The following is a 12868-nucleotide window of genomic DNA, read 5'->3' as shown; positions in this document are numbered from 1 at the left end:
GGCAGCTCGCCGACACCGCGCCGCAGCTGAGCGCGCCAGAGGCCGGTCACCGGATGCTGGCGCCTGACATGCTGTCAGCGCCCGCCCCGACGCGTCCTACGGCCCTTCCCCAGGCCGGCAGCACCGACGGCGAGAGCCCGCGCACGTCGCGCCTGCTCCTCATCGAGGACGACCGGCTGCTCGCCGACGTGCTCGCCCGCATGCTCGAGGGCGCCGGTTTCACCGTCTACGTGACCGCGCTCGGCGAGGATGCGCTCGAGCTTGCGCGCGCCTACCGCTTCGACGCGGTCCTCCTCGACCTCACGCTCCCCGACCTCCCGGGCCAGACGGTGCTGAAGGGCCTGCGCGCGGGCCGGATCGACATGCCCGTCATCATCCTCTCCGGCGAAAGCTCGCTGGCGGTCAAGCTCGAGGGCTTCCAGGAAGGCGCCGACGACTATGTCGTGAAGCCCTTCCACCCCGACGAGCTCCTCGCCCGAGTCAACGCCGCCATCCGCCGCTCGCGCGCAGCCGCCCCGTCCACGATCGAGGTGGGCCCGCTTTCGATCGACCTCGCCGCCCGGCGCGCGAGCATCGCCGGCACCCCCGTGCCGCTCACCGGCAAGGAATTCCAGTGCCTCGCCTTCCTCGCCATGCGCCGGGGCACCACCGTCACCAAGGAAATGTTCCTCGCCCACCTCTACGGCGGCCAGGACGAGCCGGAGATGAAGATCATCGACGTCTTCATCTGCAAGCTCCGGCGCAAGCTCTCGGAGGCCGGCTGCCCGCCGATCATCGAGACGGTCTGGGGCCGCGGCTACACCATCCCCAACGAGACCAGGGCCTGAGACCGATCGGCCATCGGTCGGGCCACTCCGGCCGCGCGAGGCTCCGCGAGACGCCCCGGGGCAGTCCGCGGGAAGGAGGCGGCGGGGCAGAGGCGGCGGGGCGGAAGCGGCAGGGCGGAGGCGGCAGGGCGGAGGCGGCAGGGCGGAGGCGGCGGGACGGGACGACGGACGCTGGCGGGAAGGTCGGACGTCTCAGCCGGAAGGCGCGCGCTGGAGCGCCTTGATGACCCCGCGCAGGGTCCGGACCTCGTCGGAAGTGAACCGCGCGGCCGAGAGGATCCCGGCCAGCGTCCTCTGCGTGGCCCGCGTGCGGTGCGGGGGAAAGAAGTAGCCACGCGCAGCCAGCGCCTCGTTCAGCTGGTCGATGAGCCCGCAGAGCTCGCCATGGGGCGCCGGCACCCGCTCCGGTCCCGAAGGCACGGCCGGCTCCCCGGCCAGGAACCACTCGTAGGCCAGCACCAGCACCGCCTGCGCAAGATTCAGCGAGGCAAAGGCCGGGTCGGCAGGTATGGTGACAAGCGTCTGCACCGCCACGATGTCATCGGTGAGAAGACCCGACCGCTCCGGCCCGAAGAGGATGCCGGCCTTCGCTCCCGAGGCCCGGATCTCCGCCGCCGCCGCCCGCGGCGCAACGACCGGCTTCACGAGGTCGCGCGGGCGAAAGGCGGTCGCAAAGGTCAGCGCGCAGTCGGCAAGCGCCGCGTCGACTGACGGGAACAGCCGCGCCGCATCGAGCACATGGTCGGCCCCCGCCGCCGGCGGGCCGGCGTCCGGGTTGGGCCAGCCGTCGCGCGGGGCCACGAGGCGCAGGTCGGAGAGGCCGAAGTTCGCCATCGCCCGCGCCACCATGCCGATGTTCATGCCGAGCTGCGGGCGCACGAGGATGATCGCGGGTTCCATGGAACACCCCTGCCCGCCCCCGCCGCCGCGCTTCAACCCCGCAGTGGCAGCCGCCGGGGCCCGGCGCTAGGGCCGTGGCCGTGCACCGTCCCGCCGCCACGCCCGCGCGCTCGCCCGACCGGCTCCTCATACGCGGCCGCTGGCTTCTCGCTCCCATGGCCGGCGCCGTCTCGGCCCTCGGCTTCCCGCCGTGGGAGGCCTGGCCGGCCGCCCTCCTTGGCCAGGCGGTTCTCGTTGCGCTTCTCGTTCGCCTGCCCTCCTCACGGGCGTTCGGCGCGGGGTTCCTCTTTGGCCTCGGCCACTTCCTCGTCGGCCTTGGCTGGCTGGCCAAGGCCTTCACCTACCAGTCGGCCATGCCGGCCTGGTTCGGGCACCTCGCCCATGCCGGTCTCGCGCTGTTCCTCGCCCTGTTCCCGGCCGTGGCTGCCCTTGCGGCCCGGACGCTCGGCCGGACGCCGGTGGCGCTCGCACTCGCCTGGGCCGGCGCCCTTGTCCTCGCCGAGATCGCCCGCGGCTGGCTCTTCACCGGCTTCCCGTGGAACCCGCCGGGCCTTGCCCTCCTGCCCATCCCCGGCGTCCGCGACGCCGCCGCCGCGATCGGCGCCGACGGCCTCTCCGCCCTCCTTGCCCTCGCCGCCGGCGCGCTGGCCCTCGCTGCGCTCGGCGACCGGCGCGGCGCAGCGGCTGTCGGCGGACTTGCGCTCCTCCTCGCATCTCCCGGCCTGCTGCGTCTCGGCCTCGAGCCGCAGACCCCGGGGCCGGCGCACATCCTGCTCGTTCAGCCCAACAGCAGCCAGGCGGAGAAACACGCCGAGAATGGGACGGAGCGCCACCTGCTTGCGCATGTCGAGACGACCGAACGGGCGCTCGCCCGCCTTTCGAGCGAGGAACGCGCGCAGCTTGCTGCCGTCGTCTGGCCCGAAGGCGCCATCGAGTTCCCGCCTGACGAGAACCCCTGGGTGGCCCGCCTCGTCACCCGCGCTCTTCCGCCGGGCGCGATGCTGCTCGCAGGCGGCATCAAGGCCGAACGCGACCCCCGCGGCGAGGCCGTCGGCATCCGCAACAGCCTGTTCGCGCTCGACGCGGCCGGGCGAATCCTCCACCGCTACGACAAGGCGCACCTGGTGCCAGGCGGCGAGTATCTCCCGCTCCGCGCGATTGCCGAGCCCCTCGGCCTTGCCCGCCTCGTGCCCGGCACGCTCGACTTCTGGCCGGGCCCGGGCCCCGAGACGGTCCGGCTGCCGGGCTTCCCCGCCTATGCCGCCGCCATCTGCTACGAGATCATCTTCCCCGGCCGCGTCGTCGACCGGCGCAAACGGCCCGAGCTGATCCTCACGGTCTCGTCCGACGCCTGGTTCGGCCCCACCGGGCCGCCGCAGCACTTCGCGCTGGCCCGGCTGCGGGCGATCGAGGAAGGCCTTCCCGTCGTGCGGGTCACGCCCACGGGCGTCACCGGCGTCATCGACGCGCGCGGCCGCGTGACCGCTGCGCTGCCTCCCGACACCGCTGGCACCCTCCTCGAACCGCTGGCGAAGCCCCTGCCGCCGACGCCCTTCGCCCGGTTCGGCCAGGCCATCCCGGCCGCCCTCGCGCTGCTGCTCCTCGCCCTCGCCGCGGTGAACGGCCGCAAAAGGACATAAACGAAACTTTAACTCCCTTGCGCTCCCGTGCCGGAGAGGCTAGCGGGCCGGCCCATGCCGCGCTCGCACTTCACCTTCACGTCCGAGTCCGTGTCCGAAGGTCACCCCGACAAGGTGGCCGACCAGATCTCGGACGCGGTCGTCGACCTCTTCCTCTCGCGCGACCCGGTTGCGCGCGTCGCCTGCGAGACGCTGGTGACCACCCAGCGGATCGTGCTGGCCGGCGAGGTGCGCTGCAACCCGGATGTCTTCCCCACGCTCGACGAGATCGAGAAGGTGGCCCGCGCCACCGTGCGGCGCATCGGCTACGAGCAGCACGGCTTCCACTGGCAGACGGCCGACTTCGCCTGCCACCTCCACGGCCAGTCGGCGCACATCGCGATGGGCGTCGACGAGAGCGGCAACAAGGACGAGGGCGCGGGCGACCAGGGGATCATGTTCGGCTACGCGACCGACGAGACCCCGGAGTTCATGCCGGCCACCCTCTACTACGCGCACCGGATCCTCGAGCGGCTCGCGCAGGACCGGCACAACCGGGTGGTCGACTTCCTCGAGCCCGACGCCAAGAGCCAGGTCACGCTCGCCTACGAGAACGAAGTGCCCGTGGGCGCGACCGCGCTCGTCGTGTCGACCCAGCACACCCGCGAGCTTTCGAACGACGCCGGGCAGAAGCGGCTGCGCGACTATGTGATGACGGTGCTCGAGGATGTGCTGCCGAAGGGCTGGGTGCCGAACGACAGCTCGCGGATCTTCGTGAACCCGACCGGCCTGTTCGAGATCGGCGGCCCCGACGGCGATGCCGGGCTCACCGGGCGCAAGATCATCGTCGACACCTATGGCGGGGCCTCGCCCCACGGCGGCGGCGCCTTCTCGGGCAAGGACCCGACCAAGGTGGACCGCTCGGCGGCCTATGTCGCCCGTTACCTCGCCAAGAACATCGTCGCAGCAGGCCTTGCCCGGCGAGTCACCATCCAGCTCTCCTACGCCATCGGCGTTGCCGAGCCGCTGTCGATCCTCGTCGACACCCACGGCACCGGCACCGTTCCCGAGGACCGGATCGAGGCGGCCCTGCCCCGTCTCGTTCGCCTGACGCCCAAGGGAATCCGCACCCACCTCGGGCTCAACCGGCCCATCTACGAACGGACGGCCGCCTACGGCCACTTCGGCCGCACGCCCGATGCCGAGGGCGGCTTCACCTGGGAGCGGACCGACCTCGTCGACGCGCTGCGCGACGCGCTCTGACGCTCAGTCGGTCACGCGGAGCATGATCCGCGGGATCCGGAACCAGCCGTCCCCGTCCGAGTCGGCGCGGGGCTCGGCAAATTCCGGGATGGCGCCCGCCATGAAGCGGGACACCTCGGCATCGAGCGGGGCGCAGCCGGAGGGGTTCACCACGCGAAGCTCCGTCACCTCGACTCGCCGGTTGCTGACTCCGCGCACCCGGAACCGCGCCTCGAGCGCGTAGCTGTGGAGCACCCCGTCCGGCCCCGGCGCCAGGCCCGGGCACAGGCCCTCGCGGACCGCCCGGGCACCGATGCCGGCAAGCGGCGCAAGCGCCTGGCCGAAGAGCTCGGGCCAGACCCAGAGCTCGCCCATCGCCCGCCGAGCGGCCTCGCCCGGCGCCGCGTGGGCAAGCGCGATCGCCGCCACACCCGCTGCAAGGGTGCGCCTCACGCCCGCCGCACCAGCGTGCCCGCGCCCTCGCGGGTGAAGATCTCGAGCAGCATGGCATGCGGCACCCGGCCGTCGAGGATGACGGCGGCATCGACACCGCCCTCCACGGCGGCCACGCAAGTCTCGAGCTTCGGGATCATCCCGCCCGAGATGGTGCCATCCGCAACAAGGGCGGCAACCCGGTCGGGGGTGAGGTCGGTCAGCAGCGCGCCCTCCTTCGACAGCACGCCGGGAACATCGGTCAGCAGGAAGAGGCGCGCCGCGCCCACGGCGGCCGCGAGCGCGCCTGCCATGGTGTCGGCGTTGATGTTGTAGGTGGCACCGTCCGCGCCGGCCGCAATCGGGGCAACCACCGGGATGAGGTCGGCCGCGGTCAGCACGTCGAGGAGCGTGCGGTCGACCCGCGCCGGCTCGCCGACAAAGCCGAGATCGACCACCTGCTCGATCATCGATTCGGGGTCGCGGCGGGTGCGGGCGAGCTTTTCGGCCACGACCAGCCCGGAGTCCTTCCCCGAGACGCCGACGGCCCGCCCGCCGGCCTCGGCGATCCACGTCACCAGCTCCTTGTTGATGGCAGACAGCACCATCTCGGCAACTTCCGCGGTGGCCGAATCGGTCACGCGCAAGCCATCGACGAACCGGCTTTCGTGGCCGAGACGCTTCAGCATGGCGCCGATCTGCGGGCCACCCCCGTGGACCACGATCGGGCGGATTCCGACCGCCTCGAGGAGCACGATGTCCTCGGCGAAGTCCCGCGCAAGCGCCGGGTCGCCCATCGCATGCCCGCCGTACTTCACGACGAAGCACTTGCCCCGGTAGCGCTGGAGGTAGGGCAGCGCCTCGACCAGCGTTTCCGCCTTGGCGAGCATCGCCGGGTCGGGCGCAGCCGTGGGTCGCACGTGGGTCTTGCCGGACATCGGCCGCCGCCTTGGCAGGCTGCGGAGCAAAGCGGAAGGGCCATGACGGCGGCCGCCTTCGGGGTTGTTCGGACCTCCCGGAACGGCTAGGTCGCGAGGGTCGCGGGAGGGCTTTCATGCAACGGACGATCGAGGTGCTGGGCGGTGCCGACGGCATCGCCGCCATGGCGCGCGAACTCGGGGTCGATGCCGGGGTGGTCGAAAAGGGTGCGGCAGCGCTGCTCCCGGCCGTTCTCGGCGGGTTCAAGCAGCAGGCAGCAGCCCAGCCCGATGGCCTCGCCGGCCTCGTCGGCATGCTGGGCCAGATGGGAGGCGGAGGCCTGCTCGATGCCGTGCTCGGGAAGGATCCCACGCCGGTCCAGCAGGGCGATGCCGTGCTCGGCCAGATCTTCGGCTCGAAGGACGTGTCGCGGACCGTCGCCCAGCAGGCGGCAGGCCAGACCGGGATCGGCGCCGATCTCCTGAAGCAGATGCTGCCCATGGTGGCGATGGCGGCAGCCGGCTTCATGGCCAAGCAGGCCTCGGCGTCCCCGGCGGGCGGCGGCGGCGGCCTCCTCGGCGCGGTCATCGGCGCGCTCACGGGCGGCGGGCAGTCAGGCGGCGGGCTGGGCAACGTCGCCCGCCTCCTCGACATGGACGGCGACGGCAACCCGCTCGACGACATCCTGCGGATGGTCGGCCGCTGAGGGCATGCGCACGCGCCTGCCCGAGGGCTTTCTCTGGGGGCTTGCGACCTCGGCCTACCAGATCGAGGGCGCGCCCGACGCCGACGGCAAGGGCCCCTCGATCTGGGACAGCTTCTGCAAGGTTCCGGGCAACATCCGCAACGGCGAGAGCGGCGAGGTCGCGATCGACCACTACCGCCGCTACCGCTCCGACGTGGCGCTCATGCGCGACCTCGGTGCGCAGGCCTACCGCTTCTCCATCTCCTGGCCGCGGATCTTCCCGCAAGGGGACGGCCCCCCGAATCCCGCCGGGCTCGACTTCTACACCCGCCTCGTCGACGAACTCCTCGCAGCCGGAATCCGCCCCCTTGCCACCCTCTACCACTGGGACCTGCCGCAGAGCCTTGAGGACCGGTTTGGCGGCTGGCAGGCCCGGGAGACTGCGGAAGCCTTCGCGCGCTACGCCGGGTTCGTTGCCCGCCATCTGTCGGACCGGGTGACGGACTTCTTCACCATCAACGAGTTCCGCTCGTTCGTGGACATGGGGTATCAGGGCCTCGAGGTGGCGGTCGGTGGCCGCACGGTCCGGATCCGCCTCGCCCCCGGCCTCGCGCTCGACCGCAAGGGGCTGGCGCAGGTCCGCCACAATGCCCTTCTCGGCCACGGGCTTGCCGTCCAGGCCATTCGCGCCGAGGGCCGGCGGGACGTGCAGGTGGGGCCGGCCGAGAATGTCGAGGTGCCGGTGCCGGCGGTCGCCACCCCGGCCAACATTGTGGCCGCACGGCGCGCGCTCCGGCATCTCAATGCCCCCTATCTGACGGCGATGCTCGAGGGCGCCTACGATGCCGAGTGGCTGAAGAGCGAGGGCGAGGCGGCACCGCAGGTAGAGCCCGGCGACATGGCCGCGATCGGCGCACCGGTCGACATCGTCGGCCTCAACATCTACCGTCCCTCGGCCTATGTCGTGGCGGACGACTCCCCGCGCGGCTGGCGCGCCCTCAGGCTCAACCCCTCCCACCCGCGGATGGACTCGGCCTGGCACCTCCTTGACCCGGAGGCGCTCCACTGGGGCCCGCGGCTCGTCCACGAGGTCTGGCAGCCGAAGTCCTTGCTGATCACGGAGCATGGCTGCGCGGCCAAGGATGCGCCCGGCCCCGACGGCGAAGTGCACGACACCGACCGGGTGATGTACCTGCGCGCCGGCATGGCAGCGCTGGCCCGCGCCATCGAGGCGGGAGCTCCGGTTCATGGCTGCTTCTTCTGGTCGGCGTTCGACAACTTCGAGTGGACCGACGGTCTCCAGCGGCGGTTCGGCCTCGTCCACGTGGACTTTGCAACCCAGCTGCGCACGCCGAAGCTGAGTGCCCGCTGGTTCGGCGCCAGCGCCGCCGCCAACGCCATTCTCTGACATTCGCGGAGCAACTGCGCCGTCGCACGGGGTTTCTGGAGAGGCCCGGCTGCAACGCCCGACGCACGCTGGCCAGGACGCTTGCATGTTCGAAGCACGTGCTCCAACGGCCGGCCGGGTGGGGTCCTGACAGGGGGAGATTGCCGATGCGAACCATAGCCGGCGTCGCGCTAGCGGTCGTCGCGCAACCTCTTGCCGCCCAGGCCCCGCTTCCCGAGCCGGTACGGGCGATGGTCGCGCGCGCGGCCGAAAGCGGAGACACGGCGAAGATCGACGCCGTCGTCGCCGTCGCCAAGGAGACGCACCCCGAGGCAGCGGGCGAGATCGACCGGATCGTGGCGGAGATCGCCGCCCGCCGCGCGGCCGAGCGGACGGCTGCCCTGAGGCAGGCGGGCTTCCTCGAGAACTGGAGCGGACGGATCGACATCGGCGGCTCGCTCCAGACCGGCAACGCCGACACCAGGAACCTGGCGCTCGGTCTCAACCTCGTGAAGGACGGGCTCCGCTGGCGCCACCGGCTGGAAGCCTCGGCCGACATCCAGCGGTCGAACGGGGTGACCGACCAGGAGCGGATCCTGGCTGCCTGGCAGAGCGACTGGCAGGTGACCGACCGCCTCTACCTCTTCGGCCGGTTCGGCTTCGAGCGAAACTTCGATGCCGGAATCCGCCGGCGGTTCGTGGAGTCGGCAGGTCTCGGCTGGCGCGTGGTGCGGCGCGAGACGCTCAGCTGGGACCTCGAGGGCGGCCCGGCCCTCCAGCAGACGCGCTACTTCGACGGCACCCGCGACGACGGCTTCGCATTCCGCGGCGCCAGCCGCTTCGGCTGGACGTTCGCACCCGAGACCCGCCTCACCAACGACAGCTTCCTGCTCGTGACCAGCGCAAGCTCGGTCATCAACACGCTCGCGGTCTCGACCAGGCTCTGGAAGGCGCTCTCGGCGGGCGTCTCCTTCACTGTGCAGTGGGAGGAGGAGCCGGCGCCCGGTCTCCAGTCCACCAGCACGGTCACGCGCGTCACGCTCGGCTGGGACTTCTGACCGGCGAGGGGGCCGCCGCCCGGCCTCGATCCCTTCGACCTGCCGCCCCACCGCCCCCCTGCCGCCCAACGGCCGCCCCCCCTGCCGCCCCACCGCCGTCAGGCGCGGGCGGGCTCGGCGGTCGGCAGCACGAAGTCGCGGAACTGCTCGCGCAGCGCCACCTTCTTGATCTTGCCGGTGGCGGTGTGCGGGATCTCGTCCACGAACACGATCGCGTCCGGCATCCACCATTTCGCGATCTTGTCCGCAAGATAGGCCCTGACGTCGGCCTCGGTCACGGCCGCCCCCTCCTTGCGGACGAGGACGAGAAGCGGCCGCTCGTCCCACTTCGGGTGCGGCAGGCCGATGACCGCGGCCTCGGCGATGCCGGGGCAGCCGACGGCGATGTTCTCGAGATCGATGGAGGAAATCCACTCCCCGCCGGATTTGATGACGTCCTTGGCGCGGTCGACGATCTGCATGTAGCCGAGCGGGTCGATGGTGGCGACGTCGCCGGTGTCGAACCAGCCGTCGGCATCGAGGATCTCGCCGCCGTCGCCCTTGAAGTAGCGGCCCACCACCCAGGGCCCGCGCACCATCAGCCGGCCGAAGGTCTTGCCGTCGCGCGGCAGCACCCGGCCCTCGTCGTCCTTCAGGCACATTTCCACCCCGAAGATGGGCCGGCCCTGCTTCACGCGATAGGCCATCTCCTCCTCGTAAGGCAGCGCGGCCACCTCGGGGAGCGGCGTGCCGACGGTGCCGAGCGGGGACATCTCGGTCATGCCCCAGAGCTGGATCACGCGGACGTTGTAGAGCCGGTCGTAGGTCTCGATCATGCTCTGCGGCACGGCCGAACCGCCGACACCGGTGCGGGTGAGCGACCCGAGGTTGCCGCCGGTCTTCTCGAGGTGCTGCATCATCGAGAGCCAGATGGTCGGCACCGCAAGCGCAAGGTCGACCTTCTCGTCGACGATGAGCCGCTGGAGCGTGGGCGCGTCGAAGTTGGGCCCGCCCATCACCAGCTTCGCCCCGCACGCTGCCGCCGTGTAGGGGATCGACCAGGCGTTGGCGTGGTACATGGGCGCGATGGGCATGATGACCGAGCGCGCGCCGACCGCGAAGGTGTCCGTCATGCACGCGGCCATGGCGTGGAGCACGTTGGAGCGGTGCGTATATTCCACGCCCTTGGGGTTGCCGGTGGTGCCGGACGTGTAGCAGAGGCCGGCAGGCGCCGTCTCTTCCACCTCCGTCCACGGCGCATCGTCGGGCACGCCCGCAATCCAGTCCTCGTAGCAGAGGAAGTCGAGCGAAGTCTTGTCCGGCATGTGCTCGCGGTCGGTGAGGAGCACATAGGTCTCGATCGTCTCGAAGCGGGGCGCGAGCCGCTCGACGAGCTTCACGAAGGTGAGGTCGAGGAACAGCACCCGGTCCTCGGCGTGGTTGGCGATGTAGACGATCTGGTCTTCGAACAGGCGCGGGTTGATGGTGTGGGCAACGCCCCCCATGCCCGAGATGCCGTACCAGCTCTCGACGTGCCGGTGGGTGTTCCAGGCGAGCGTTGCCACCCGGTCCCCGGGGCGGATGCCAAGCCGGCGCAGCGCCTCGGCCACGCGCTTCGCCCGGCCGTGCACGCTGCGCCAGGTGGAGCGGTCGAGCCGGCCCTCGCAGGTGAGGCTCACCACCTCGCGCTGGCCGTGGTTCTCGGCCGCGTGGTCGATGAGCTTCCACACCAGGAGCGGCCAATCCTGCATCTTCCCGTGGATCATGCGAAACCTCCCGGGCCGCGGGCTACCAGAAGCCTGCGCCCCAAGCCAAGCGCCTTGACAGGAAGAGAACAGAACAGGAACATATCTCGGCGATTCGGTCCGGCGCCGCAGCCGGGAGGAGGACGGATGGCCCTGGTTTCAATCACCGCCCTGCTGCTGCTCGCCGGCCTTGCCGCGGGGATGCTCGGGCGCCGGCGGGCGCTCCTCCTCAGCGTGCTTGAGGGCCGGGGCTGAGGGGAGCAGCCTCGCCGTCCCGCCGGCGCCCGTCGCTCCGGCGTCACCGGCCTTTCGAGGAGGAGTCGCCGGGTGGCGCTGCTCCGAACGGTTCCGGCGGTCCGGACGGGCCCGGCGGCCCAGGGGCGGCGGAGGCGGGTGATCCATCCCCGGCGGAAAGGGCGGCCCGGCGGCGGCGGTAGCTTGCCCAGGCGAAAGGAAGCGAGAGGGCGTAGAGCAGCGCCAGCACGAAGAGCGTGCCCCACGGCGAGAGCGCGAGGAACGCGGCCGCAAGCCCGACCGCGGCCAGCACCGGCACCCGCGCCTCGGGCGGCAGACGAAGTGACGTTGTGCTCCACGTGGGCAGCGTCGAGACCATGAGGCCGGCGGCAAGCAGCGTGACGACGCCGGCAACCGCGCCGCGCAGCTCGGGTACGTCATCGAGCGGCCCGTCGAGCGCCAGGCTCAGGAACAGGGGCGAGAGCGCAAGGCCGGCACCGGCAGGCGCCGGCACGCCCGTGAGAAAGCCCAGCCGCCGGCGCGGCTCGTCCTCGACGTCAAGCGCGGCGTTGAAGCGGGCAAGGCGCAGCGCGCAGCAGATGGCAAGGGCCAGCGCGACCACCCAGCCGAAGCGGCCGACATCGTCGAGCGCCCAGAGATAGAGGATGAGCGCCGGGGCAACCCCGAAGGCCGTTACGTCGGAGAGCGAGTCGAGCTCCGCGCCAAACCGGCTGGTGCCCCGGAGCAGCCGCGCCACCCGCCCGTCGAGCCCGTCGAGGACGGCCGCGACCACGATGGCGGCGGCCGCCTTGTCGAACTCGGCGCCGATCGCGAAGCGTACGCCCGTGGCCCCCGCGGCAAGCGCGAGCATGGTGATCGCGTTCGGCAAGAGCATGCGCAAGGGCATGGCGCCAAGGCGCGCTGGTGGCGCCCAGCGGTCGGGGCGCTCATCCACGCCGAGCCTCCCGCCGCGCGAGCACCGTCTCGCCGCCGACCGCGCGCTGGCCCTTGCGGACGGTCACCGCCCAGCCGGCGGGCACGTAGAGATCGGTCCGGCTGCCGAAGCGGATGAGGCCGTAGCGCTGGCCGGCTGCCAGCATCGCGCCCTCATGTACGAAGGTCACGATCCGCCGCGCCACAAGGCCGGCGATCTGGACGACGCCGACGCGCGTGCCGTCGAACCCCTCGATCACCATCAGGCTCCGTTCGTTGTCCTCGCTCGCCTTGTCGATGTTCGCATTGAGGAACAGGCCCGGAACATAGACGATCCGCCGCACGGTTCCGGCCAGCGGCGCGCGGTTCACGTGGACATCGAAGACGGAGAGGAAGATCGAGATGCGGGTGCAGCGCCCGGCCGCGAGCCCGTCGGGGCCGACGAGCTGGCGCGGCACCTCCACTTCGGCGATCTGGCTGACGAGGCCGTCTGCCGGGGCGACGAGAAGGTCGTCGCCATCCGGGGTCACGCGCTCGGGGTCGCGGAAGAAGGCAGCGATGGCCACGCTTGCCGCAAGCGCAGCCCAGGCAAGGCCGCTCCAGCCCAGGAGGGCCGACATGGCGGCGACGGCAGCAGCGCCGCCCACGAACCGCCAGCCCTCGCGGTGGATGGAAGGCCAGCGCCACTCCGCGGGCCGGGACGGCCCCCCGTCTGGGTCCGTGCGCCCGGCCACCGGCCGCTCGGGCGACAGGCTCGCGCCGGAAGGCGGGCTTACGCCATTGGCCGCCGGCAGCCCTGTCTCGGCGGCAGGCCCGCGCGGCTCCTCGTTGGTCATGGGCCAACCCTAGGCGCTCGAGGCCGGAAAGCGAAGCCCTGCCGACGATCGGGCGACGTCGGGCGTGCGGCCG

The 12868-nt window shown here is 71.8% G+C and carries 12 protein-coding genes; 6 read left to right on the top strand and 6 right to left on the bottom strand.

Annotated features, from left to right (window positions below; translation table 11 throughout):
• The first annotated feature begins 152 nt into the window (after positions 1-152).
• The gene (locus H3H34_RS03165) at positions 153-827 is read left to right on the top strand and encodes a response regulator transcription factor (RefSeq protein WP_268978279.1); all 675 of its coding nucleotides are present in this window, start codon (positions 153-155) and stop codon (positions 825-827) included.
• Between the two features lie 192 nt (positions 828-1019).
• Here the strand turns inward: H3H34_RS03165 and H3H34_RS03160 are convergent, their stop codons facing one another.
• Positions 1020-1727: an RNA methyltransferase gene (locus H3H34_RS03160; RefSeq protein ID WP_194743773.1), complete on the bottom strand. Its 708-nt coding sequence runs from the start codon at positions 1725-1727 to the stop codon at positions 1020-1022.
• 80 nt (positions 1728-1807) lie between these two features.
• Between H3H34_RS03160 and lnt the strand changes: the two genes are divergently transcribed.
• Together lnt and metK are read left to right on the top strand one after the other, a co-directional pair.
• Positions 1808-3367, top strand: coding sequence for an apolipoprotein N-acyltransferase (gene lnt / locus H3H34_RS03155; protein WP_328831091.1), 1560 nt, complete (start codon positions 1808-1810; stop codon positions 3365-3367).
• A gap of 54 nt (positions 3368-3421) precedes the next feature.
• Positions 3422-4609 carry a methionine adenosyltransferase gene (metK, locus tag H3H34_RS03150; protein ID WP_194743772.1) on the top strand — a complete coding sequence of 396 codons (1188 nt, stop codon included), beginning with the start codon at positions 3422-3424 and terminating at the stop codon, positions 4607-4609.
• 3 nt (positions 4610-4612) lie between these two features.
• On the opposite strand, the gene H3H34_RS03145 is transcribed toward metK, so the two are convergent.
• Together H3H34_RS03145 and argB are read right to left on the bottom strand one after the other, a co-directional pair.
• Entirely contained in the window at positions 4613-5041 is a 429-nt protein-coding gene (locus tag H3H34_RS03145; RefSeq protein WP_194743771.1) for a hypothetical protein, read from the bottom strand.
• Positions 5038-5958 carry an acetylglutamate kinase gene (gene argB, locus H3H34_RS03140; protein WP_235945254.1) on the bottom strand — a complete coding sequence of 307 codons (921 nt, stop codon included), beginning with the start codon at positions 5956-5958 and terminating at the stop codon, positions 5038-5040. Before argB ends, H3H34_RS03145 begins: the two co-directional genes overlap by 4 nt.
• A 116-nt stretch (positions 5959-6074) precedes the next feature.
• Between argB and H3H34_RS03135 the strand changes: the two genes are divergently transcribed.
• The 3 genes from H3H34_RS03135 (at position 6075) to H3H34_RS03125 (ending at position 9068) form a co-directional block, all read left to right on the top strand.
• Entirely contained in the window at positions 6075-6644 is a 570-nt protein-coding gene (locus H3H34_RS03135) for a DUF937 domain-containing protein (RefSeq protein ID WP_194743770.1), read from the top strand.
• 4 nt (positions 6645-6648) lie between these two features.
• Positions 6649-8031 (top strand): GH1 family beta-glucosidase, encoded by a 1383-nt coding sequence (locus H3H34_RS03130; RefSeq protein WP_194743769.1) that lies wholly within the window; start codon positions 6649-6651, stop codon positions 8029-8031.
• 146 nt (positions 8032-8177) lie between these two features.
• Positions 8178-9068 (top strand): DUF481 domain-containing protein, encoded by an 891-nt coding sequence (locus H3H34_RS03125; RefSeq protein WP_194743768.1) that lies wholly within the window; start codon positions 8178-8180, stop codon positions 9066-9068.
• A gap of 98 nt (positions 9069-9166) precedes the next feature.
• Here the strand turns inward: H3H34_RS03125 and H3H34_RS03120 are convergent, their stop codons facing one another.
• The 3 genes from H3H34_RS03120 to H3H34_RS03110 form a co-directional block, all read right to left on the bottom strand.
• Entirely contained in the window at positions 9167-10813 is a 1647-nt protein-coding gene (locus H3H34_RS03120) for a long-chain fatty acid--CoA ligase (protein WP_235945253.1), read from the bottom strand.
• A 277-nt stretch (positions 10814-11090) separates the two neighbouring features.
• Positions 11091-11921, bottom strand: a complete 831-nt coding sequence (locus H3H34_RS03115; protein WP_235945252.1) for a CDP-alcohol phosphatidyltransferase family protein — start codon at positions 11919-11921, stop codon at positions 11091-11093.
• 52 nt (positions 11922-11973) lie between these two features.
• Entirely contained in the window at positions 11974-12795 is an 822-nt protein-coding gene (locus tag H3H34_RS03110; RefSeq protein WP_194743767.1) for a phosphatidylserine decarboxylase, read from the bottom strand.
• Positions 12796-12868: the final 73 nt, after the last annotated feature.

Origin of the sequence: Thermaurantiacus tibetensis, assembly GCF_015354055.1 — a bacterium.
GTDB lineage: Bacteria > Pseudomonadota > Alphaproteobacteria > Sphingomonadales > Sphingomonadaceae > Thermaurantiacus > Thermaurantiacus tibetensis.
This window is presented reverse-complemented; position numbering and strand designations above follow the sequence as displayed.